The organism is Pantoea sp. PNA 03-3 (assembly GCF_003201175.1).
GTDB classification, from domain to species: Bacteria; Pseudomonadota; Gammaproteobacteria; order Enterobacterales; family Enterobacteriaceae; genus Pantoea; species Pantoea stewartii.
In genome coordinates, this window is sequence record NZ_QICO01000003.1 from 680810 (window position 1) to 704282 (window position 23473).

A 23473-nucleotide genomic window follows, 5' to 3' on the forward strand; every position below is an offset into this window, starting at 1 on the left:
CGTGATGCGCTTTACGATAATAACCGCTAAACCCGGCCATCAACCGCCGCAAACCAGTTTTGATTTTCTTCCTCCCGGCGGCACAATTGGTCGTGGCGTGGATAACAATCTGGTACTGCCCGACGACGATCGCACGATTTCCCGCCTGCAGGCGATTGTGCATATCACTGCTGAAGGTGAATGCCGCCTGACGAATCGCGGTAACGTGACGCGCGTGCTGTTAAACGATATCCCACTGGAGCGGGGACGCCAGGTGGAATTGCAGGACGGCGACGTGCTGGGTATTGATGACTACCGCCTGCTGGTTAACGATCTTAACGGTGAACAGCAACCCCAGCCGTCGCCTGTCGTGATGGCTGCACCAGCTAAAGCGCCGGTCATGAACGATGCGCCACCGGTCGCCGCACCAGTCACTGCCACAGCAAGTACGGCGGCCATTCCGAGTGAAATCTGGGACAGCCTGGCAAAAGAGTTTTCCATTTCGGATGATTTGTCGAAGCGTAAAACGCCGGCCCCCGATATGCCAGATGCCAATCCGTTAACCTCGACGGCGGCGAACCGTAATCCGGAAGATCCGCTGGCACAGTTGATCAGCGATAAGCCGCTGGATATCGGGCAACAGCCTAAAAACAGCAGTCTGTTTGATGAAGGCGATGTGCTCTTTGCGCAGGAAAGCATCTTTGATGATCGTACGCCGAGCACCTTATCAGCCCAGCAAAATGCTCAGGGACAACCGAAAGTCGAGGCGCCATCGGGCGATCTGGATCCCCTGAATCTGTTTGGCAGTCAGAGTACGCCCGACCCACGTCATCATGACGATCCCCTTGGATTAATGATGAGCGGCGCGGTACCGCTGGCGCAACCTGAGGTGCCGGTTACACAACCTGAAGCACGGCCAGCCCCTCAGAAACCGGCCCCGCATTCGCAAACGCCTGAGCCTGCTCCCGAACCGCGTGACAGCGCGCCGGTTGAGCTGGCCGAGTTAAGCAGCTCACCGCTGTTTGATCACACTGAAACGCAGCCCACTCACGATCCCGTATTCGAAACCGAGCCGGAGCCTGCGCAGCCTGAAGGGGCGCAGAGTCCCATTGATTACGGTGGCATTACGTTACCGACGCCGCAGGCGGTTCAGCGTGCGCCTTCGCCGACGCCAAAAGGACGACTGCGTATTGATCCGGTTGCCTCGCACAACAATAACGGTGGGGCAGAGCAGACGACAGGAAACAGCAGTAGCGGTGATGCGTTGAAAGGTGAATTGCTGGATGCGCTGCTCGAAGGCATGGGTCTGCAGGATCTGCAACCAACCCCGCAATTCGACCGTGAGCAGATGCGGCAATTTGGCCAGATGCTGAGCATGTTTTCACAGGGAACGGTCGCGCTGCTCTCGTCGCGCTCAATTTTGAAACGCGGCGTGAAGGCGGATATGACGGTTATTCTCGACGACGCGAATAACCCGTTTAAACTGTTGCCCTCGGGCAAAACCGTGCTGATGCAGATGTTTGGAAGCCGCATGCCAGGCTTTATGCCACCACGTCAGGCGGTACGCGATGCGCTGATTGATTTGCAGGCCCATCAGTTGGGTATGATTGCCGGTATTCGTGCGATTATCGCCTCCATGCTGCAATCGTTTAATCCCGATCAGCTGGAAGAAGAGGCGCGTCAGAACGGATCAATCTCACGCATTGGTCTGCTCGGTAATCGCAAAGCCGCGCTGTGGGAACATTTTGTTCAGCGCTATGGCGAAACCGCCGGTGAAATCGAAGATGACTTCCATACCTTGTTTGGCGAAGCCTTCTTGCACGCGTACGACATGGAAGTAAATCAGTATAAAGACTCACAAACCCACACGGATGACGCATGAATATCTCTACTGCTTCCACGTCGAATCAGGGCGACCGCGCCACCAATCAGGATCAAACCGGTGAGCGCATCGGTGAACGTTCGGCCTGCTTTGTGGTGTGCGATGGTGTGGCAGGGTTTCCTGGCGGTGATGTGGCAGCGAAAATTGCGCGCAGCAGCCTGATGGAAGCCTTCGATGGCAATGCGCACCTGGATGCGCAAACTATCCGCGATTACGTCAATTATGCCAACGACGCAATCCGGCAACAGCAAAAAGCCAACAGTCAGCACAGTCGCATGGGCACCACGCTGGTGAGTTTGTTTATCGACAGAGACTATGAGCTGGCTTACTGGGCCCACGCAGGCGACAGCCGCCTGTATCTGTTTCGCCGAGGCTATCTCTATCATGTCACCACCGATCACAGCCTGGTGCAGCAAATGAAAGATGCCGGTCATCAGACCGAAGGCATCAACAGTAACCTGCTTTATTTCGCCCTCGGCATGGGCGATGAACAGCGTGATGCCAGCTATAGCGACGTGGTGCCTATTGAAGACGGCGACGCCTTTCTGCTGTGCACGGACGGCTTCTGGCATGGCGTCACGCTGGAACAAATGCAGCAATCGTTGCATATGGTGAACACGCCAGAAGAGTGGCTGACCCTGATGCAACAAATTATCAAAAACAGCCAACCGCAGGGTGGTCAGCAGGACAACTTCAGCGCCATGGCTGTCTGGGTAGGTTCCCCGGAAGACACCACTTTATTGCACTCGCTGTCAGATGCGGCGCAGTTTTTCCCTCTTCGAGATTGAGAACGCCAACATGAAATATGGATTAGTGGGCCTGGCTGCAATGCTGTTGAGTACCCATGCCTTTGCTGAGAACTATCGCATTGTGCAGTCGCCAACTCAGAAACTGGATGTCTGGATTGATGATGTTAAAGATAACCAGCTCGCAAGCTGGTGTAAGAGCACGGTGAACCTGCGCATTGTGACGCACGGGGATAAAGATCCTTCAGTATTAAATGATTTTCTGCCGCGTGTCGCCGGATTAATGGGCTCGCAATGTAAGCCGCTGCAACAACTGCACTGGACATTAACCGATACCGAAGGTGCCCAACTGGGTAACGGCAGTGCGGCAAAAGCGCAGCAGTGGAAAGTGGTTATTACACCGCCGGCAACCTCCCAACCTGCTTCAGCTGCCACTGCACAGCAGCAGGCACCGGTGACGCAGACGCAACCCGCCGCGCCGGTCGTGCTGAATTCTCCACCCGCCGATACCACGCCATGGCTGCAGTTCAGTTTGCTGGATGGCTGTCATTTCCGGACCTGGTGGCATCAGCCCGCACAGTCAAGTGCCGTCTTCGTGCCCGCTAAGCAGGGCGTGACCTGTGGCAAAGATGGCTGGCTGAGCGGTCACAGTACCTTAACGGAAGTGGGCAAGGGCCAGAGCAAACCCGTCTCTGTCAGCTTCTTACAGGGTTTCCCGGTGGCGGGCCTGAGCGACAAACAACAGCTTGATGAGCTGACGATTACCACGGTCAACAGCGAGCGCATGGTGCTGAGTGATGAAAAATCGCCAGACAGCTGGCTGGTGCTGCCGTTCAGCCCACAACTCAACGGCTGGCAGGCGGTGAATCAGGTCGTTGTGGCGATGCCTGCCAGCGAAGCCGCAGATGAAAATGCCCTGCGGGCGCGCCTGCAGGAAGTGCGGAAAACCTGGTCACCCTGGCTGAGCAGCCCTGCCTCAATCAAAGTGCAGTTGGTGGAAAAACTCCATCCGGAACTGAAAGATCCGGCCGCCGCCGTCTATCGCACCATCAATTAAGGCATAAGGAGTTTGAATGGATTCTTTACAACAGCGTCTGGCTAACGCCTCTCTGGCAGAAAACCTGGCCAGCATTACCGCGCAAATCCAGGCAAACCCTGCGGATGCCGATTTACGGGCTGCCTTCGTCCAGCTGTTGTGCCTTGCCGGTAACTGGAAGCGGGCACAGACACAACTGAAATCCTGGCTGGCGATGCTGCCGCAGGCGCAGCCCACCGTTACCTTGCTGCAACAGGCAATTGCGGGCGAAGTATTACGTGAGGCTGTCCTGCGCGGCGAGGCCGATCCCCAGTTGCCTGGCAGTGCCTGGCCCTGGTGCAATCTGATGCTGGCCGCGTTAAAAGCCGATATCGCCGGGGATAGCGTAGCAGGGGCGACACTGCGTGCTCAGGCGCTGGACAGCGCAGAAGCGAGTGCCGGTCGTGCCGTTGCGCAGGAGGGCGAAAGCCCGTTCGCCTGGCTGATGGACGGCGACAGTCGCTTTGGACCGATCTGTGAAGCGATTGCTAATGGTCGCTATTACTGGATTCCGTTTGCGGCGATCGCGGAAATGGAATTCCAGGCACCAGCAAGCGTGACGGATCTGGTCTGGCGTCATACGCGTTTGCAACTGGTGGATGGCAGTGAGCAAATCTGTCAGATCCCGGTTCGTTATCCTCTTCAGGAAGGCGCAGACGAACGCTTCCTGCGTGCCAGCATCACAGAATGGCAGGCACTGGACGGTGACGAAGGGCAGTTCATTGGGCACGGACAAAAAATGTGGCTCAGTGACGAGGCAGACTTTCCCTTACTGACGCTGCAACAGATGATTTTCAACGAAACTGAGTTACCTCATGAGTCGTAACGACAATTCATCCGGTGACGGCTATTCACAGCTGCATGGCGGCTATCGTTCGCGTAAAAATCGCGAAACGCTGACCGCGCGCGATAAGCTTCAGTCATCGCTGCTGGACAGACTGACGGATGATGCACCCGAGAAAGCGACAGAATCGGGCAACAGTTCGGTGATTACCCACAGCACGCTGCGACGCAATGTACTGCGCGATCTTCAGTGGCTGTTCAACACCATTAACAATGAAGCACAGCACGATCTTAGCGGGTTGAATGAGGTACAGCGCTCTGTGCTGAACTTTGGCGTCGCGCCGCTGGCCGGGCAGAATATTTCTGACATTGAGTGGCAGGATATGCAGCGGAAAATGACCGATGCCATCCTGCATTTCGAACCGCGTATTATACCGCAGGGCCTGCAGGTGCGCTGTGTCAGCGATCTGACCTCCCTCAGCCTGCACAACGTTTTGTCGATCGAGATTAAAGGCCGGTTATGGTGCGTACCTTACCCGCTGGAGTTTCTGTTCCGCACTCAGGTGGATTTAGAGAGCGGCCATTTTGAACTACAGGATGCAGGTTAATCATGGACAGCAAGCTGCTCGATTATTACAACCGTGAACTGGCCTATCTGCGTGAGATGGGCGCGGAATTTGCTGCGCAGTATCCGAAAGTCGCCGGACGGCTCGGGATGCGCGGTATTGACGTTGCCGATCCCTATGTCGAGCGGCTGATGGAAGGTTTTGCTTTCCTGACCTCCCGTGTGCAGCTAAAGATGGATGCGGAGTTCCCGCGCTTTTCGCAGCGCATGCTGGAAATGGTGGCGCCCGGCTATCTGTCTCCCACGCCGTCCATGGCCATCGCGCAACTGACGCCGGACAGCCGGAAAGGCGATATCAGCAATGGTTTTTTAGTGCCGCGCGGCACGATGATGGAAAGCCAGAACCTGAAAAAAACCGGTGTCACCTGCAGCTACAGCACGGCACATGATGTGATGCTGCAGCCGCTGCGCATCAGCGATGTCTCCCTGGGGGGCGTACCGGCGGATATTCCGCTGGGAGAACTGAAGGCACGCGGATCGTCCGGGGCGTCCAGTGCACTGCGCATCCGTATGACCTGCGAAGGCATTTCCTCGCTGAGCCAGCTCAGTCTGGACGACATTATGTTTTTCCTCAGCGGCCCGGATATTCAGGCGCTCAAGCTGATGGAGCTGCTGATGCAGCATCGTAGCGGCATTATTTTGCAGTCCGTGGAAGCAAAACCACAGCGCCAGTCGCTGCCAGACGATGCGCTGGAGCAGGAAGGCTTTTCGCCGGATCAGGCGCTGCTGCCGGATGACCTGCGTAATTTCGATGGCTATCGTCTGCTACAGGAATATTTCGCTTTCCCGGCACGTTTCCAGTTTGTCAGCCTGCGCCAGCTCGCGCCGTTTTTGCGCCGCTGCGACAACACACAGTCTTTTGACATCGTTATCCTGCTGGATAAAGCCGATGCCGCGCTGGAAAGCGTGGTCGACAATACGCACCTGGCGCTGCACTGCACGCCGGTGATCAACCTGTTCCCGAAAACGGCTGAGCGACTCAAAGTCAGTGACAGCCAGCATGAATATCATCTGGTTGTCGATAACATCCGCCCACTGGACTATGAAATTCATTCGGTGAAGCGGCTGTTTGCCTCGGTGGAAGGGCAGCGTGAAGAGCAGATTTTCCGTCCCTTCTGGAGCACCTTCAGCCACGATGGCGGCGATTACGGCGCCTATTTCTCGCTGCGTCGCGAACAGCGCACACTGTCCGAACATGCGCTGCGCTATGGCACCCGCACAGGCTATATCGGCTCTGAAGTATTTTTGTCGTTGGTCGATCAAAACCACACGCCGTGGAACAGCGATATCCGCTACCTGTCTGCCGAGGTGATGTGTACCAGCCGCGATCTGCCGTTAATGCTGTTACAGCAGGAACAGGGCAACTTTGTTATGCCCGACTCAATTCCGGTCGGGCAGCTTACCTTATGCAAAGGGCCCACGCCGCCACGTCCCGCGCTGGCAGAAGGGCTGTCAGCCTGGCGGTTAATCAGTCATCTGCAGATGAACTATCTCAGCCTGATGGACAGCAGTGAGGGGGAAGGCGCGGCGGCCTTGCGCCAGATGTTGAGTCTGTATGCGAGCCTGGCGGAAACGCCGCTAACGCGCCAGATCGACGGCATACGGCACTGCAACCTGAAAGCCGTGCACCGTCGCGTACCGGAACCGGGCCCGGTGGTCTTTGCACGCGGCGTGAGCATCGCGCTGGAAGTCGATGAACAGGCTTTTTCAGGTGCCAGTCCGTGGCTGTTTGGCAGCGTACTGGAGCGCGTCTTCTCTCGCCTCGTGGCGCTGAACAGCTTTACCGAATTCACCCTGAGCAGCCAGCAGCGCGGCGAAGTGGGCTACTGGCCACCGCGCATGGGTAAAAAGGCGCTGCTATGAGTGAAACGGCGCACATCATTCCCTTACAGCGGGCCGTTCGCCTGCCCGATGATTTCTGGCAGGCGGTCATGGCCGCCCCCTGGCGCTACGACCTGTTTCAGCTGTTGCGTAAGCTGGATGCCCAGAGCGGTCAGCGTTATGCCTTAGGTAAAGCGCCGCTGCCAAAATTTGAAGCCGTGCGCATCGGACAAACCCCTTCGCTGGCCTTTGCACCGTCCACCGTGTCACAGGTTAAACCGCGCGAGCAGGACGACCGTTATGACGTGTCCATCTACAGCTTTGGCTTGTTCGGCCCTAACGGCCCGTTACCGACGCACTTAACGGAATACGTTCGTGGCCGCATCGATCACCACCAGGATCACAGCCTGAGCGCCTTTGCCGATCTGTTCCACCATCGCGCCACCTTGCTGTTTTACCGGGCCTGGGCGAATGCTCAGCCCACCAGCTCGCTGGATCGCCGTGATGACCGACGCTTTCAGGATTACCTGGCCTGCGTGGCAGGCATTGGCTTACCGGCTCAGCAACAAGCCAGTTCGCTCAGCCTGCATGCGCGCCTGATGCTGTCCGGCCACCTCAGCCGTCACGGTCATGATGCCGAAGGCCTGGTGCGGATTCTGCGTCATTACTTTGGTGTGCCGGTGATGTTGCAGCAGAACGTGCCGCAATGGTTAGCGCTGGACAGCCGCGATCAGGCGCGGTTGTCAGCAGGACGCCACATGCCGCGGCTGGGTGAGTCCGCTTTCCTTGGCGTGGCCGTGCGTGATGTGCAGCATCGCTTCCGCCTGCGCATCGGGCCACTCAGTGCCGAGCAGTATGAACGTTTTTTACCCCATGCTCAGGGCGCGTGCGAAGTGCGCGACTGGGTACGTCACTATTTAGGGATTGAGATGCAGTGGGATCTCAGCCTGATCCTGGCGGCCGACGCCGTGAAAGGGGTAACCCTGGGCGGTGAGGCGCGGCTGGGCTATACCAGTTGGCTTGGACAGCAACCGCAGCCCATAGATCGTGAAGATTTTGCTTTTGAGGTTGAGGCCATGCCGTAACGGCGCAACCGCTTTCCCCGATATTTAGCCGCTTCTTTCATTAAAGAGAACCGATATGTCAGAAATCAGCCGTGCCGTACTATTTGGCAAACTGGATACGCTGTTATTTACCTCGCTTGAGAGTGCGACCGCCTTCTGCAAACTGCGTGGCAACCCCTACGTGGAGCTGGTGCACTGGCTGCATCAGCTCATGCAGCAGCAGGATGGCGATCTTCAGCAGGTGATTAAGCACTTTTCACTGGATGAAAACGCGCTGACGCGGGATATCGTCGCTGCCCTGGACCGCCTGCCGCGCGGCGCCAGTGCGGTATCCGATCTCGCAGAACACATCGACAGCGCCGTTGAACGCGCCTGGGTTTATGCGTCGCTGAAATACGGCGCGAACCGCATTCGCGGCGGGCATCTTCTCATCGGGATGTTGAAAACCTTTAATCTGGCCAGCGTGCTGAAAGGCATCTCGCCGCAGTTTTCGCGTATCAATGCCGATGCGTTACTGGCGCAGTTTGATACCTTGCTGGCGAACAGCAAGGAGGTTCAGCAGGCCGTTGTGCCGCCTGCCGGTGAGGCCGCCGCGCCAGCGGCAGCGGGCACCAGTACGCTGTCGCAGTATGCACAGGATCTGACGGCCCGCGCACGGGACGGAAAAATCGATCCGGTCGCCGGCCGTGATGAAGAGATCCGCCAGATGGTGGATATTCTGATGCGCCGCCGCCAGAACAACCCGTTACTCACCGGTGAAGCCGGCGTGGGAAAAACGGCGGTGGTAGAAGGGCTGGCGCTGCGCATCGCGGCCGGTGACGTACCTGCACCGCTGCGCGACGTACAGCTGTGGCTGCTGGATATCGGTATGCTACAGGCTGGTGCGGGCATGAAAGGCGAATTTGAAGCGCGCTTACAGGCGTTGATCAACGAGGTGCAATCCAGTCCCACGCCGATTGTGCTGTTTATTGATGAAATTCATACACTGGTAGGCGCGGGTGGACAACAGGGCACAGGCGATGCCGCCAACCTGTTAAAACCCGCCCTGGCCCGTGGCCAGCTGCGCACGATTGGCGCAACCACCTGGGCCGAATACAAAAAATACATTGAGAAAGATCCCGCGTTAACCCGCCGTTTCCAGACCGTGCAGGTGCAGGAGCCGGATGAAGCGAAAGCGATCCTGATGCTGCGCAGCACCGTCAGTGCTCTGGAGAAACATCACCAGGTACTGCTCCTGGATGAAGCCGTCAGCGCCGCCGTAAAGCTGTCTCACCGCTACATTCCTGCCCGTCAGTCGCCGGATAAAGCCGTGGCGTTACTGGATACCGCCTGCGCCCGCGTGGCCGTCAGCCAGGGCGCTCAGCCGCCTGCGCTGGAAGATTGTCTGCACCGCCTGGCGGCGCTGGACATTGAAGCAGACATCGCGGAACGCGAAGCGAAGGTCGGGCTGGGCGATGAAACCCGTCAGGCCGCCATTGCCGCGCAGCGCAGCGCACTGGAGGCCGAGCGTGATGCGCTGGACGCCCGCTGGCAGCAGGAGCGCGAACTGGTCGAAGAGTTGATTGCACTCCGTGCCCGCTGCGTAACGGAAGGAGAAGCCTCGCTGCGTGAGGCGCTGGATCACACCCGGCAGAAGCTGCAGGCGGTCCAGGGTGAAGCGCCCCTGCTGTTTGCCGCCGTGGATGCCAGTGTGGTCGCAGCGGTGGTATCTGACTGGACCGGTATCCCACTGGGCCGCATGGTGAAGAACGAAATCGACGCCGTGCTGAATCTGGCCGATACGCTGAACCAGCGCGTGATTGGTCAGCGCCACGGTCTGGATCTGATTGCCAAACGCGTCCGCACCTCGCGCGCCCGTCTGGATAATCCCAACAAACCGGTCGGTGTGTTTATGCTCTGCGGCCCGTCGGGCGTGGGCAAAACCGAAACCGCGCTGGCGCTGGCTGAGTCGCTTTACGGTGGTGAACAGAACATTATCACCATCAACATGAGCGAGTTCCAGGAAGCGCACACCGTATCAACCCTGAAAGGTGCGCCTCCGGGCTACGTCGGTTACGGGGAAGGGGGCGTACTGACGGAAGCCGTCCGCCGTCGCCCTTACAGCGTGGTACTGCTGGATGAGATTGAAAAAGCCCATCCTGACGTGCATGAGCTGTTCTTCCAGGTGTTTGATAAGGGCTGGATGGAAGACGGGGAAGGCCGTCATATCGATTTCCGTAATACCATCATTATTCTGACCTCCAACGTCGGTACAGAACTGATCAGCGCTCTGTGCGCCGATCCGGAACTGATGCCGGAGCCAGAGGCTCTCAGCACCGCGTTACGTAAACCGTTGCTGGAGGTTTTCCCGCCTGCGCTGTTGGGCCGTCTGCTGGTGGTACCGTATTATCCGCTGAGTGATGAGATGCTGGCGGAGATTGTTAAACTTCAGCTGGGACGCATTGTCCGTCGGCTGGAAGAGAATCACGGTATTGAGGCCGTTATTGACGATTCGGTGGTCAGCCAGATCGTGCAGCGTTGTACGGAAGTGGAGTCTGGCGGTCGCATGGTCGACGCCATCCTGACCAATACCCTGTTGCCGCAAATGAGCCAGATACTGCTCAGCGCCCATGCCCGTGACGAACGTTATCGTCGTGTGCAGGTTAGCTGTGAGCAGGGCGAGTTTGTTTGCCGGTTTGCTGTCTAAAGCCGTTCGTTATCAGAGAGCGTTCGAATATGTCGGAACACGATAATCACCAGACTGTACCCAATGCGCTACCGATTGGTTACCGGTTCAATGAGTTTGAAATCAAGGAAGTCATCGGCGGCGGTGGCTTTGGCATCGTCTATCGCGCGTGGGATCACCAGCTGGAACGCGATATCGCCATCAAGGAGTTTATGCCGTCCTCACTGGCTGTGCGCAGCGACGATCTGAATCTGGTACTGCGCAGTGAACGGTTCAGCAAGACGTTCCATGCCGGCCTGAACAGTTTTATTCAGGAAGCCCGTCTGCTGGCGCGTTTTAACCATCCTAATCTGCTGCATGTACTGCGCTTTTGGGTGCAAAACGACACCGCCTACATGGGCACGGTGTTTTACAGCGGGACCACACTGTCAGCCCTGCGTGAGCGCAATCCGCAGCTGATCGATGAGAACTGGATTCGTCGCCTGCTGCCGCCCCTGCTGGGTGCGATTAAGACCATCCATGATGCGGGTTATCTGCATCGGGATATCTCGCTGGATAACATCCAGATTCAGAGTAACGGCGATCCGGTGCTACTGGATTTCGGCTCCGCGCGCAAAACCATCGGTAACCTTTCGGATGAAAGCGAAACCATGCTGCGTCCGGGTTATGCGCCGATTGAGCAATACAGCGACAACGATGAAAGTGAACAGGGCGCGTGGACCGATATCTATGCGCTGGGTGCCGTACTGCACACGCTAATCACTGGCGCACCGCCGCCGGTGAGCGTGGTACGCAGTATTGAAGATAATTATCAACCGCTGGTTCAGCGTGCACCGGCCGGCTACAGCCAGACCTTGCTGGCGGCAGTCGATCGCGCGCTGGCCCTGAAACCGGAAGATCGTCCGCAAAGCATTGACGCCTTTGCGGCCTCCCTGGTGCTGCCAGAAAAAGCGCCCGAACCGCTGCCGGAAGTGAAAAACACCGGGCCGGGCACGATGCTGGTGCCGGTAGAAGAAAACGACGAGGCCGCTGCACCGGCCACACTGCTGAAGAAACTGATGCGTAACCGCTTTGCGTTACCGGGGCTGGTCGCGGCGGGCGTGCTGGTGGGCGTGTGTGCAGGTTTACTGATGGCGGGCGGCGACAAACAGGACGCTGAACCGGCTGACGTTGCGCAGACGGAAACGGCCCCGGCAGCTTCCTCCGCATCGCAGGCACCGACGGAGCCCTCTGTCACACCGGCTCAAACCCAGACGGCGCCAGCACAAACGCAGACTGTCCAGGCCCAACCGGAAAAAGCGCAGGAGCCGGTGGCACCGCCGCCTGCGCCCGTCGCGCAGGTGTATATCAAATTACAGCCCGGCGAGCGCGTTGAGGTGAACGGCCAGCCGCAGGCGGTTGTACCGGCAGCCAATGGATTTGCCGCACTGCAACTGGCACCAGGCAATTACACGTTTTCAGTGACAGGTCAAAGCGGCGAACGCGAACAGACGTTGACGATTAATCAGGAAGGCGTCTGGTTACTTGATCCTCATATTTAACAGGTATGTCTATGTTTTCACGTATTACTGTACAACTTCCCGCGCAGGGACTGCTGTTTCGTCGTCTGAGCGGCCGCGAGGCGCTGTCTGAATCGTTCGTGCTGGAAGCGGAGCTGCTTTCCACGGACGCGCGCATTGACCGCCAGTCGCTGCTGGGTAAACCGGTCACCTTCACGCTGCCGACGGACGGCCTGATGAGCGCGCTGAACCCGCGCTATATCAACGGCAAAATCACCCGGATAGGAGTGCGCAGCGAGGAGCTGGGCGGTGTGCGCTATGCGGTCTACGGGCTGACGGTGGAGCCGGACCTGTGGCCGATGAAGCGCGATCGCAACCTGCGCATCTTCCAGAGCCAGACGGTGCCGCAGATTGTGCAGACGCTGCTGAAGGAGTATGCGGTAAACGTGGAGACGCGCCTGGCGGGCAGCTACCGGGTGTGGGAATACTGTGTGCAGTATCAGGAGAGCAGCTTCGACTTCATCAGCCGGCTGATGGAGCTGGAGGGCATTTACTACTTCTTCCGCCACGAGGCGGACAAGCACACGCTGGTGCTGTGCGACGCGCCGGACCAGCATCAGCCGTTCCCGGGCTACGAGACAATCGCGTACCACGTGACGCCGTCGGGCGGCAGCGTGACGGAGGAGGGCGTGAGCCAGTGGGCGCTGGCGGAGAGCGTGACGCCGGGCATCTACAGCACCGACGACTACGACTTCCGCAAGCCAAACGCGTGGATGCTGCAGGCGCGCCAGAATCCGGTGTCGCCGACGCCGGGTTCAGTGGACGTGTACGACTGGCCTGGCCACTTTGTCGAGCACGGTCACGGCGAATACTACGCGCGCGTCCGCCAGGAGGTGTGGCAGGCAGAGCACCACGAGGTGAGCGGAAGCGGAACGGCGACGGGTATCGCGCCGGGCTACACCTTTGCGCTGCTGAACGCGCCGCACTTCAGCGACAACGGCAAATACCTGGTGACGTCGGCGTACTATGACTTTGAAGAGAACAGCTACGCCAGCGGCGACGTGGGTGCCACGCGCCACAACATCGACTTCACGGTGCTGCCTGCCGCGGTGACCTTCCGTGCGCGCCCGGAAACACGGTGGCCGAAGACGCACGGCCCGCAGACGGCCAGGGTGGTGGGGCCGAAGGGCGAGAGCATCTGGACGGACAAATACGGCCGGGTGAAGGTGAAGTTTCACTGGGACCGTCTGGCGAAGGGTGACGACACGAGTTCATGCTGGGTGCGCGTGTCGAGCGCCTGGGCAGGCCAGGGGTTTGGCGGGGTGCAGATCCCGCGCGTCAACGATGAAGTGGTGGTGGATTTCATCAACGGCGATCCCGACCGTCCATTGATTATCGGGCGGGTTTACAATGAGGCCAGTATGCCGCCGTGGGCACTGCCCGCTGCCGCCACACAGATGGGTTTTCTGAGCCGATCGAAAGACGGCACGGCGGACACCGCTAACGCATTGCGCTTTGAGGATAAGGCGGGTGAGGAGCAGGTATGGCTTCAGGCGCAGAAGAATATGGACACCAACATCAAAAATGATGAAACGCATACTGTTGGTGGGGAACGAAGTCACTATGTCGCTAAAAGTGAGTTACATCGTGTTGAAGTCAATCAGGTACAGGCTGTTAAAGGCGACACTGAGATTTTGACCGGTAAAGGTAAAGTTGATGCTGTAGTCGAGCAATATGTTCTGGCGTCGGGGACCCAGCTACGCCTTGTCTCGGGCGAAAGTGCCATCGAACTGAATGCAAATGGCACTATCAATCTTATCGGAAAAGATTTTAATTTCTTCGTCGAGAAGGACGGCAATATCACCACAGGTGGAAAACTGAATCTGAACACCGAAGGCGCGCAACCGGGCACCTCTGCGCCGGGGTCGGGACACAAAGGCGATATCAGCGCGGCTGTTCAGGAGAAATTTACGCCGGGAAAGCCGGGTAAGGCAGGTGCTTTAGCAAGCGCACCTGCCGACGCTTCAAATAATGCCGTTACCCCCGCTAACGTGCAAACGCCCTCTTTCAGTGGTTATGGCAAAGATGTAGACAGTTTGGTTGAGAAGTCACCTACCATGAAACAGGACATCACCACCCTGAAAAAGCGTGGATGGGTTTTCAAAGAGGGTGAGGCGGGGAAAGGGACGTTTGCGGATCGTCAAGGTCGTATCATCACTGTCGATAAAAGCAACATGAATGATGCTGCTAAAGTCGTACAGTCGCTGTCGCATGAAAGTGGACATGCACTTTATAAACCCAATATTGATCTGAGTTCTAAGGATAATTACCTGAACAGCACACTCAGTGATGAGGGCGCAGCCACACTAAATAATATTCGTGTACAGCGCGAGATCATTGCTAATCACGGTGAGGACATCGGCATAGCAGGCAATACAGCGAATCAGAAAGATTACAATGCTATCTTCGACTCCTTGGAAAAAGGTGACATCACTGAGAGTGACGCGAGGATGAAGATCGGGCGTATATTCGGAAAAGGTGAGAGAACCTCCACGACGAAGGAGCTATACGAGGATTATTATGGGGGTTGGTATGATAAAAATTACCCGGCAAAGTAAGCTATCAGTCATGTTACTGGCAGGTTTTTTTATAAGCGGATTAGTGGAAGCAAAGATGCAAGCAAATGATATATGGAGTTTTGTCGCGCAAATGCGTTCCAGTGTGAAGAGTTTATCTGTACAAGCTATTCACAATGCCCCACTGGCGTTTAAATTAAAAGGTCAGAATGAATATATCAATTTTTACCGGGCTGACGGGATCAGGCTTAACGATGCGTTACTGATTAACGATATTGAGTTGCGACTGAGTAAAAGCCCTGACGGAATGGCACCTTTTCTGAGTTTTTCGCCGCAAGGGAAGTGCATTACGCTAAATGAGATCAAAAACCATTATCAGACTATCCGTTTAACGGATTACCCGCGTGGTCAGTCTGAAAATGAGCTAACCAGCTACACATCACCTCCCGATGCCAATGGCCAGGTCATCACCTTTTCATTTACGGCTAAAAATCCAGACTGCCTGAGCAGAGTGATTATTACTTCTGAAGAGTAAAGGAACGGCTTACTGACAATGATGGTCTGGTACAAAGCTCAGCAGCAATTGTCACCTCTTTGTGCGATTATCTGGCTTTGAATGTTCCTCTCTCATCAGAAAATATATGACGTTAATCAGGTTATTTTTGACACTGGCGTTTTTTTTCACGCCTGTTTTAAGTCTGGCAAATACGGTGTCGACAGAAGCAGTACCGCCACTGAGCAACGACGATTTCTCTGTCCTACTCAACGACTACGCTTTTACCCCTGGTGACGCATGGAACAATCAGAGCTTCGTCCGTGCGGGCAAAGCCTTGAGCTCGGTTGTGGCCGGAGAAGTGGTCATTGATGAACAGCGATACAACTATTTCCAACACAGCTATGACGGCTTTGCGTTGTTCAGCGCAACGGCGGTGGGAAATGCCAGCCATACCATTCTGGCGGAGATTCTTGTGGACGCTGCCAGCGTGCCGACGGCTCGCAATATTGTGGTGGGCGATAGCGTGGAACAGGTCCGGCAAGCCTATGGCCCAGGCAAAGAAAGTGACAGCGATAATCAACACTGGCTTATCTACAAGCTGGGTGAGAAACAGTTGATGTTCGAAATTGACCAGCAAAAGGTCAGCCATATCATGTTGAATACCACTATGAGTGCCAGGCTGCATGACATCAGCGCAGACCAGGCTGTCAGCGCGGCAACAGAAGCCATTCATAGTTATCACCTGACAACACTCAGCGATCAATGTCTCAGGTATGATGTTGACGACAGCAGTGATAAAAGTTTCTTTATCATTACGGTTCGCGAAGACAACCATGACGTCAGTTGTGGCGGCGATCCGGATATCTCTCCTCGTCTTTTCGACATTAAAGTGGCGCGTGACAACACTCAAATACTTACTAACGCCGATGATGCCGATGGCACATATCGAAGCCTGAATACGTCAGCCACACCCAATCAATAAACGGACACCCTATGAATTATCAGTTCAATGAAGGCGCATTTGCGCTGTTTCCTGCTGCGTGGCAGGACACCACCATGAATATTTTGCGGGATGAGGCCAGTGGGCTGGCATTCGTTGTGAGTCGTGGTGTCATTCCTGAAGGTAGCGATGCGGAGACGGAGTTCCAGCGTCAATGGGATACATTACGCAGTCAGATGGGCGCTATTCAGCAAACAGCGTTTGTACGGGTTATGGCTGGGATTGATAGCGCGCTACAGGCGCTGGAAGTTGAAACCGCCTTCGAGCGCAATGGACAAGCTGTGTGGCAGCGGCAGTTGGCTACTCAGGTTCCTGACAGCAACATTTTCATGATTTTTACCCTTTCCGCGATGCGTCCTTTCAATGAAGAAGATGGAGAGCGCTGGAAGAGTTTTAAACACAGTCTGAGTCTGAACAATCCACGGAAAGCATAAGCTATGGATAACCATGCGGCCCGCGTGGGCGATGAGATCATTCACTCCAGCATTTTTGCTGATATCACCAGTATTGTCGCTGAGGGCGCAGCCTACGCCGTGATCGGTGCGGCGGTGGGCGCGGCGGCAACCGCCGCCGCGCCCCTGTTAGGTGCAGGGATGGCCGCGGCCGGTGTGGCCGCTATTGGTTCCAGCTGCCTGCTCAGTGGTATTCTGGGCGGCGTACTGGCCAATGCCGTTGGCCTCTCAGAGGACATCACTAAAGTAGCCGATGGGCTGGGAAACATGCTGTTCCCTCCTTCGCCTGCTGGTGTGATTGCCAGCGGATCAGAAAATGTTCTGGTGAACGGTCTTCTCGCGGCACGTGCGGCGGGCATGCTCGTATCCGGAGAAACTCCACCGCCGGAACCGCAGTCACCCAAAAGCTTTGCCGATTACGGCGGCATGTTGCTCGCTGCAGCCAGCCAGTTTGGCAGTGCGATGTGGCAGCCTACGGTTGCGTCTGCCGATGCCGGAACGTCTCCGCTGGAGCAGGACAAAGTTATCTGCGAAAAACACGGCGCGCCGCAATATCTGGCCCAGGGTTCTAAGCAGGTTTTTATTAACGGGCAGCCAGCCGTTCGCGCCAAAGACAAAACCACCTGCGAAGCCACGGTAAGTGACGACGTTTCACCCAATGTCATCATTGGCGGTGAAACCGTGACGGTGAGAGAGATCAAAAGCGGTAAAGTACCCGGGCTGGCTTTAGCGATGATCGGCCTGTCCCTGATCCGCGGTCGACCTAGTCAGATTCTGAAAAACATGCCCTGTGCACTCGCCGGTGCGGCCGGGGGGATGATGGCCGATATGGCGATTAATGCGGCCTTTTCGTCGCTGTTTCCGGTTCATGCCTCGACTGGCGTCAAAGTCCTCAATGATGATGCCGAACGTGATTTCTCCCTTCCTGGCCGTTTTCCGCTCAGTTTCCAACGTAGTTACAACAGCCTGACGCAGCGCAGCGGATTATTTGGTCTGGGCTGGGCAACGGTGTTCGACAGCTATTTAGTGCTGGATGGCGCACAGGCAACCTGGTTTGATGACAACGGGCGCGAGCTGCGCTTTGCGGTGCCGGGGGATAAAGAGGTGCTTTACAGCATCAGTGAAGGACTGATGGTGCGCCGTAATGAAATGGGCGATATCGCTATTGCCGATGATGATGGTGCGGTTTGGCGGCTCTATAAACCTACCGCGGCGAATCCTCAGGTACTGCGTCTGGCTTCGCTCAGCGACGAATACGGTAACGCGCTGGAGATGGGCTGGGATGAGCAGGCGCGTCTTGTGCGTATTCATGATGCACCGTTGGCCATCGACGTCACACTGCATTACGGCGACAACCAGCACCCCCAGCGCCCGACCTCCGCCAGTCACTTTGATGGTGAACAGCACTGGCCGCTAGCGCACTGGGACTATACAGAACAGGGCCAGCTTGCCAGCGTCACCGATGCGGCTGGCATTACCTCGCGCCGTTTCCGTTATAACGACGATGGGTTAATGATCTGGCATCAGCTGCCGGGCGGACTGGAAAGTGAATATCGCTGGCAGAAACTGGATCACTGGCGTGTGGTCGAGAACCGCACCAATACCGGTGATGGCTGCCATATGCACTACGATCTGGAAGCAGGCATTACGCGGGTGTCGACCTATGACGGTCAACAGCGCGAACACCACTGGAATGCTGCGGGCCTTATCACCTGTTTCATTGATGAACGGGGCGAGAAGTGGCGTTATGAGTGGAATGAAAACGAACTCATGACGCGCCGCATCGATCCGCTGGGCAATGCGGTGAGCTTCACCTATGACGATCTTGGTAACCGTGTTGAAGAGAAAGATGCGGACGGCGGTGTGCAGGCAGTGCAATGGCTGTCCCACCGTTCTCTGCCAACGGTCGTTGCAGGTGCAGACGGCTCCACAACGAAATACTATTACGATCCCCATCATGGCCTTGAGCGTGTGGTCGATGCGCTCGGGCAAAGTACTGTTTATAAGCGGGATGAGTTTGGGCTGGTTATCGAAGAAATCGATGCGGCAGGCAACAGCTATCGTCGGGAGTTCAACGATGCAGGCCAGGTCATCCGTGAAACAGACTGCTCAGGGCTGACGACGCGCTACCGCTATCATCCGCTGGGTTGGCTCAGTTGTGTGACGGCGCCGGATGGTGAAGAAACCCGTTATCACTATGATGCAGCAGGCCGTCCTGTTTTGCTGGAGCGGGCAGAGGGCTGGGAAGAGCGGTTGCGCTGGAGTGACAACGGCCTGCCGCTGGCCCATGAGTCAGCGGATGGCAAACGCAGTGAATTCCGCTATGACAACGTCGGGCGCTTAATCGCGAACCGCAATGCCCAGGGTGAGACGGTTCAACGCAGCTGGGACAGCCGTAGCCGGTTAACGGCGCTGCAAAACGAGAACGGCGAGCAGTATCAGTTCGAATGGGGCGCAGATTCACTGCTGCTGGCCCAGACTGGACTGGACGGCGTGGCCACGCGTTATGAGTATGATGCTGCGGGCCGCACGTTAGCACGCACTTTTGCCGCCGGGCATCCTCAGGCGATTACCCATCGCTATCACTGGAGTCGAGCCGGACAATTGCTGGCGCGCACGACACCGGAAGGTCAGACGCGCTATCACTACCGTGGTGGTGGTCAGCTAAGTAAAGTGTCACAGCATCTGCCACTGTCTGACACCGAGTGGAGCCAGCAGGCTGAGCAGGAGATTACGTTTACCTATGATGCGCTGGGCCGCATCGTGAGTGAACAGGGGGAGCAGGGCACACTGGCCTGGGAGTACGATGCGCTGGGTAATTGCACAGCCCTAACCCTGCCGGATGGCCGCAACCTGAAGCAGCTTTACTACGGTAGCGGTCATTTACTGAGCATCGCACTCGACAACCTGCCGGTGACGGAGTTTACCCGTGACACATTGCATCGGGAACTCAGCCGCACGCAGGGCGGTCTGACCACGCGCAGTGAATACGATCGTCTTGGCAGACTGCGCCGCCGTGACGTTTTCAGGGGGGAAGCCCAGCGACCTGCACCGCGCGTCTGGTCCCGCCGACGCGACTTCGATTACGGCAACAACCTGATCCGTGAAGAGCGCGACGATAATCCGTTCAGCCAGACATTATGGCACTACGATAACGCTGGTCGTTTGTTGTCCCAGGAAGGCGCGCAGCCTGGTAATGAACACTGGCGCTGGGACGGTGCAGGCAACCCGCTGGATCGCCATGCCGCTTCCCACGTCATGCATAATCGCGTGACCGAACTGAACGGGATTCGCTGGCAGTACGATATCCATGGCCGCACCACTGAGAAGGATGACGGCCAGACCCGCTGGCGCTACCGTTACGATGGTGAGCATCGTCTGACGGATGTCATCAGCGAGCCGCGTGATCGCAATAAGCCACGCAACAAAGTGAGCTTCCGTTACGATCCGCTGGGCCGACGCATCAGTAAAACCTGCCAACAATCGTTACAGGGAAAGCCGTCTGGTCATGCTGTCACAACGCGGTTTGTGTGGGAAGGTTACCGTCTGCTGCAGGAAATCCACGACGATATTCCGCTGACTTATGTCTACAGCGACAGCCAGAGCTATGAGCCACTGGCCCGTATTGATGGCGTGGAAAGTCCGGAGATATTCTGGTTCCACTGCGCCGCGAATGGCACGCCAGAACTTTTAACCGACGTTGAAGGCCAGAAGACATGGGAAGGTGTGAACAGCCCGTGGGGCAAACTGCTGCGCGAATCGAATCAGCGAATTCCGGTGGTAGAGCAGAACCTGCGTATGCAGGGCCAGTACCTGGACCGGGAAACGGGGCTTCACTATAATTTGTTCCGTTATTATGATCCGGACAGTGGCCGGTTTACCCAGCATGACCCGATAGGGCTGGCGGGGGGGATCAACCTTTATCAGTATGCGCCGAATGCGCTGGGATGGGTGGATCCGTGGGGGTTGAGTAGGTGTAGAAATCCTTCTAAAGAAGCGACTAAGTGGCAGGGGCCACATAACAGAGATTATCCAGGCATTGATGTATACACCAATAAAGTAATAAAAAAAGGAACTATACTCTATGCACTACATCCTAATGGAGACCAATTGCCTGCATACACTGTAAGTCATCCCACTGTAAGGCAATATAAAGGTGATCCACTTGGCTACCATGAAGCCCTGCAAATCAAGTTAAATCCAGCATTCCCTATGCGTTCACAGGTAAGAGCCTATTATGTTAAAGAGGATATATATGTTGCTACAGGACGCGCTGAGGCAAACGCACGGTACGGCAAAGGTGGAGGGCTACAATTCTATATCCCAGAAGAAGCAAGAGTTAAACTGAAACCAGGAAAAATAATAGATATATGAAAAAAATGACTTTAGATGTAAATACTGGAATTTTGCGGATAAATGAAAATGAGATAGAGCTTGAATCTTACGATTCCTTCATTAAATCTCATTTTTTTCAATCATCTGATGATTTGACATGCGTCGGTAAATATTGTTTCTTTGCTAAAGAAATTATCTGGCATAGTGAACCATTTACTATAGAGTTCAGACCTGCAGTTTTTTCTTTTAAAAGCAGTGTTTATCTTATTAGCAAAAGTGGCGATTATTTTCAAAGCCTTCACGATTGGAATAAAAAAGCTGACTTAAATATGCTGAAGGATGAAGAAAAAAGGTTATATGAATGGACTCGGAATAAATACCCCGAAAACTATGATGGTGAGATAAAAAATCCTCCCTATGGGTATGTATGGTGCTTCCAGTGGGGTAATGTAGCTGTTCAATCAAACCCCAATACTTTTGAGTGCGGTATATATATAGAATGGAATTGAAGTGGTTGTTTTATTGAATTTCTTGTTAGTTTTTTTGAGTTGTGAAAGGATTTCGCCTCAATAAAACCATCTGTTTTATGATTATTGATTTTCGTGAGTATTGGGGGTGTCGTATTAATGGTAGTCCACTAATCAATATTCATCATCTTGGTTCTTCAGGCTTTTGCCAGGGTAGCGGATATTAATGAGTATGAGTATGATGAGAAACTTGCCTTTCCCTTTTTATGATGTTGCAAGTCATCTTGAGTTGTTTGTCGGCTAGCAAGGTGGAGCCTGTATCGGATGAAGCTATCAGCTATTTTGAAACTCAATGTGACCCTGGAGAAAATAAGCTTTTGATTTTTTTTGCTTTTTCTGAAGTTCAGCCATCCAGGTACATTTCTCATTTGATCGGTGTATTCCTTAAGAATTAAGTTGTTTATTATCCTGGAGTTGTGTGGATTTTAAATAAAATTATCAATTTTCCCTTAAAGTTCATTGTAGATAGTATGATTTTATAGTATTGACTATTTAATTCCCCCCCCCTCTCTTAATATTGCTCAGTTTTAACTTAAATTTTCGTACTTATAAAAAGAAAAAGGGATGTGTGACTTGCCACTGGCTCGACAACTACCCATATGCATCAGTAAAACCCGCGAGCAATCGTTACAGGTAAGCAGTCTAACAACGCTGTCATAATACGATTTATATGCAAGGCTGCCGAATGCTGCATGAAATCCACGAAGGTATTTCGCTACGTCTACATCGAAAGCCAGAGCTATGTAAAACTGTTCTGAAAAGCTTGCATTTTTTCTGGTTCCATTGTGCTGCTAACGGCGCGTCAGAAATTTTTACTAATGTAAAGAACCATGAAAAGATGGAAGGGGTAACAGTCTATGGGAAAACTCGCTACGCGAAATTTGCATTCAATCCTTAAAGTTGGGATTATTGATATTTAGCGATTAAAGTAACTTTGATGAGCGATTTTTGTAGTGAAAATTGAAAATCTGAAAGTTAATGCTGGCGAATCAACTGTCGAGTGGAGATACAATGGAGAGACTATTTCAATGTTTTTTACAAACATCGACCAGTCCTTGATTGATTCCAGTAGAAACTTATTATTTGTTCTCGATAAAAAGGAAAGATTGCCTAAAAGATTGTCTGTAATAAACGGATCCGGAAAGGTTTTATCGACTTTTTTCTCTCCCGTTAATGGAGAATTCTATTATTTAACAATCACCCCTGAGAAAGAAGTTTTGGTAGCCTGTGTTTTTAGTGAGAAGCTGGATGGATGGAATGATTGGCATTTTTTGTTCAATCAGGATTCGGGGAAACTCGAACGCATTGCGCCTGCACGCTAATAGGAGTGAAGCTAATAATTTTTTGGATTCTGTAAAGAAAAAATATGGTTGCTCATCAATCATAATAATCTTTAAGTTTTAATTGAATGATAAAACTGTAAAACCTAAAATTACAAATAAGTTATCATTCTGAATGCTGATAGTAGGAAATATCCAGTAATATTAAAATGTTAGTCAGTTATTTTCCCAAGATGTCGCGCAACTTGGTAAAGGGCACTAGTGCAGGGACGGTGCAGGCAACCCGCTGGATCGCCATGCCGCTTCCCACGTCATGCATAACCGCGTGACCGAACTGAACGGGATTCGCTGGCAGTACGATATCCATGGCCGCACCACTGAGAAGGATGACGGCCAGACCCGCTGGCGCTACCGTTACGATGGTGAGCATCGTCTGACGGATGTCATCAGCGAGCCGCGTGATCGCAATAAGCCACGCAACAAAGTGAGCTTCCGTTACGATCCGCTGGGCCGACGCATCAGTAAAACCTGCCAACAATCGTTACAGGTTAAGCCGTCTGGTCATACTGTCACAACGCGGTTTGTGTGGGAAGGTTACCGTCTGCTGCAGGAAATCCACGACGATATTCCGCTGACTTATGTCTACAGCGACAGCCAGAGCTATGAGC

At 54.7% G+C, this 23473-nt stretch carries 16 protein-coding genes and 1 pseudogene; all 17 read left to right on the plus strand.

The annotated features are described in order from the left end of the window. The first annotated feature begins 4 nt into the window (after positions 1 to 4). Positions 5 to 1861, plus strand: coding sequence for a type VI secretion system-associated FHA domain protein TagH (tagH, locus tag C7433_RS12885; protein WP_110268309.1), 1857 nt, complete (start codon positions 5 to 7; stop codon positions 1859 to 1861). Beyond that, on the plus strand, positions 1858 to 2649 hold the full coding sequence (locus tag C7433_RS12890) for a PP2C family serine/threonine-protein phosphatase (protein WP_039338221.1): 792 nt from the start codon (positions 1858 to 1860) through the stop codon (positions 2647 to 2649). The genes tagH and C7433_RS12890 overlap by 4 nt, the downstream gene beginning before the upstream one ends. A 10-nt stretch (positions 2650 to 2659) precedes the next feature. Then, the gene (locus tag C7433_RS12895; RefSeq protein WP_054633578.1) at positions 2660 to 3664 is read left to right on the plus strand and encodes a hypothetical protein; all 1005 of its coding nucleotides are present in this window, start codon (positions 2660 to 2662) and stop codon (positions 3662 to 3664) included. A 16-nt stretch (positions 3665 to 3680) separates the two neighbouring features. Next, complete coding sequence (locus C7433_RS12900; protein WP_110268310.1) at positions 3681 to 4508, plus strand: type VI secretion system accessory protein TagJ; 828 nt, start codon at positions 3681 to 3683, stop codon at positions 4506 to 4508. After that, on the plus strand, positions 4498 to 5073 hold the full coding sequence (gene tssE, locus C7433_RS12905; protein ID WP_039338225.1) for a type VI secretion system baseplate subunit TssE: 576 nt from the start codon (positions 4498 to 4500) through the stop codon (positions 5071 to 5073). The genes C7433_RS12900 and tssE overlap by 11 nt, the downstream gene beginning before the upstream one ends. 2 nt (positions 5074 to 5075) lie before the next feature. Next, on the plus strand, positions 5076 to 6953 hold the full coding sequence (tssF, locus tag C7433_RS12910) for a type VI secretion system baseplate subunit TssF (RefSeq protein ID WP_033742148.1): 1878 nt from the start codon (positions 5076 to 5078) through the stop codon (positions 6951 to 6953). Continuing rightward, entirely contained in the window at positions 6950 to 7996 is a 1047-nt protein-coding gene (gene tssG / locus C7433_RS12915; protein ID WP_110268311.1) for a type VI secretion system baseplate subunit TssG, read from the plus strand. Before tssF ends, tssG begins: the two co-directional genes overlap by 4 nt. Before the next feature lie 55 nt (positions 7997 to 8051). Continuing rightward, positions 8052 to 10661: a type VI secretion system ATPase TssH gene (gene tssH, locus C7433_RS12920; protein WP_110268312.1), complete on the plus strand. Its 2610-nt coding sequence runs from the start codon at positions 8052 to 8054 to the stop codon at positions 10659 to 10661. A gap of 29 nt (positions 10662 to 10690) precedes the next feature. Next, positions 10691 to 12181 (plus strand): serine/threonine-protein kinase, encoded by a 1491-nt coding sequence (locus C7433_RS12925; protein WP_110268313.1) that lies wholly within the window; start codon positions 10691 to 10693, stop codon positions 12179 to 12181. Between the two features lie 11 nt (positions 12182 to 12192). After that, the gene (locus C7433_RS12930; RefSeq protein WP_110268314.1) at positions 12193 to 14757 is read left to right on the plus strand and encodes a type VI secretion system Vgr family protein; all 2565 of its coding nucleotides are present in this window, start codon (positions 12193 to 12195) and stop codon (positions 14755 to 14757) included. Continuing rightward, positions 14732 to 15250 (plus strand): hypothetical protein, encoded by a 519-nt coding sequence (locus tag C7433_RS12935; protein ID WP_233255778.1) that lies wholly within the window; start codon positions 14732 to 14734, stop codon positions 15248 to 15250. Before C7433_RS12930 ends, C7433_RS12935 begins: the two co-directional genes overlap by 26 nt. Positions 15251 to 15425: 175 nt before the next feature. Next, complete coding sequence (locus C7433_RS12940) at positions 15426 to 16193, plus strand: hypothetical protein (RefSeq protein WP_233255779.1); 768 nt, start codon at positions 15426 to 15428, stop codon at positions 16191 to 16193. An 11-nt stretch (positions 16194 to 16204) separates the two neighbouring features. After that, complete coding sequence (locus tag C7433_RS12945; RefSeq protein WP_033742127.1) at positions 16205 to 16645, plus strand: DcrB-related protein; 441 nt, start codon at positions 16205 to 16207, stop codon at positions 16643 to 16645. A gap of 3 nt (positions 16646 to 16648) precedes the next feature. After that, complete coding sequence (locus C7433_RS12950) at positions 16649 to 21037, plus strand: RHS repeat-associated core domain-containing protein (protein WP_110268316.1); 4389 nt, start codon at positions 16649 to 16651, stop codon at positions 21035 to 21037. Beyond that, complete coding sequence (locus tag C7433_RS12955) at positions 21034 to 21507, plus strand: hypothetical protein (RefSeq protein WP_033739283.1); 474 nt, start codon at positions 21034 to 21036, stop codon at positions 21505 to 21507. The genes C7433_RS12950 and C7433_RS12955 overlap by 4 nt, the downstream gene beginning before the upstream one ends. A gap of 971 nt (positions 21508 to 22478) precedes the next feature. Continuing rightward, positions 22479 to 22847, plus strand: a complete 369-nt coding sequence (locus tag C7433_RS12960; protein WP_233255780.1) for a hypothetical protein — start codon at positions 22479 to 22481, stop codon at positions 22845 to 22847. 226 nt (positions 22848 to 23073) lie between these two features. Beyond that, positions 23074 to 23473 (plus strand): annotated as a pseudogene (locus C7433_RS12965) (hypothetical protein); the annotation flags it as partial.

Coding starts and splice junctions, on each gene's coding strand:
- tssE (WP_039338225.1), top strand. CDS start 4,498: ATGAGTCGTAACGACAATTCATCCGGTGACGGCTATTCACAGCTGCAT.
- C7433_RS12955 (WP_033739283.1), top strand. CDS start 21,034: ATGAAAAAAATGACTTTAGATGTAAATACTGGAATTTTGCGGATAAAT.
- C7433_RS12925 (WP_110268313.1), top strand. CDS start 10,691: ATGTCGGAACACGATAATCACCAGACTGTACCCAATGCGCTACCGATT.
- C7433_RS12890 (WP_039338221.1), top strand. CDS start 1,858: ATGAATATCTCTACTGCTTCCACGTCGAATCAGGGCGACCGCGCCACC.
- C7433_RS12935 (WP_233255778.1), top strand. CDS start 14,732: ATGATAAAAATTACCCGGCAAAGTAAGCTATCAGTCATGTTACTGGCA.
- C7433_RS12900 (WP_110268310.1), top strand. CDS start 3,681: ATGGATTCTTTACAACAGCGTCTGGCTAACGCCTCTCTGGCAGAAAAC.
- tssG (WP_110268311.1), top strand. CDS start 6,950: ATGAGTGAAACGGCGCACATCATTCCCTTACAGCGGGCCGTTCGCCTG.
- C7433_RS12930 (WP_110268314.1), top strand. CDS start 12,193: ATGTTTTCACGTATTACTGTACAACTTCCCGCGCAGGGACTGCTGTTT.
- C7433_RS12945 (WP_033742127.1), top strand. CDS start 16,205: ATGAATTATCAGTTCAATGAAGGCGCATTTGCGCTGTTTCCTGCTGCG.
- C7433_RS12950 (WP_110268316.1), top strand. CDS start 16,649: ATGGATAACCATGCGGCCCGCGTGGGCGATGAGATCATTCACTCCAGC.
- tssF (WP_033742148.1), top strand. CDS start 5,076: ATGGACAGCAAGCTGCTCGATTATTACAACCGTGAACTGGCCTATCTG.
- tssH (WP_110268312.1), top strand. CDS start 8,052: ATGTCAGAAATCAGCCGTGCCGTACTATTTGGCAAACTGGATACGCTG.
- tagH (WP_110268309.1), top strand. CDS start 5: ATGCGCTTTACGATAATAACCGCTAAACCCGGCCATCAACCGCCGCAA.
- C7433_RS12895 (WP_054633578.1), top strand. CDS start 2,660: ATGAAATATGGATTAGTGGGCCTGGCTGCAATGCTGTTGAGTACCCAT.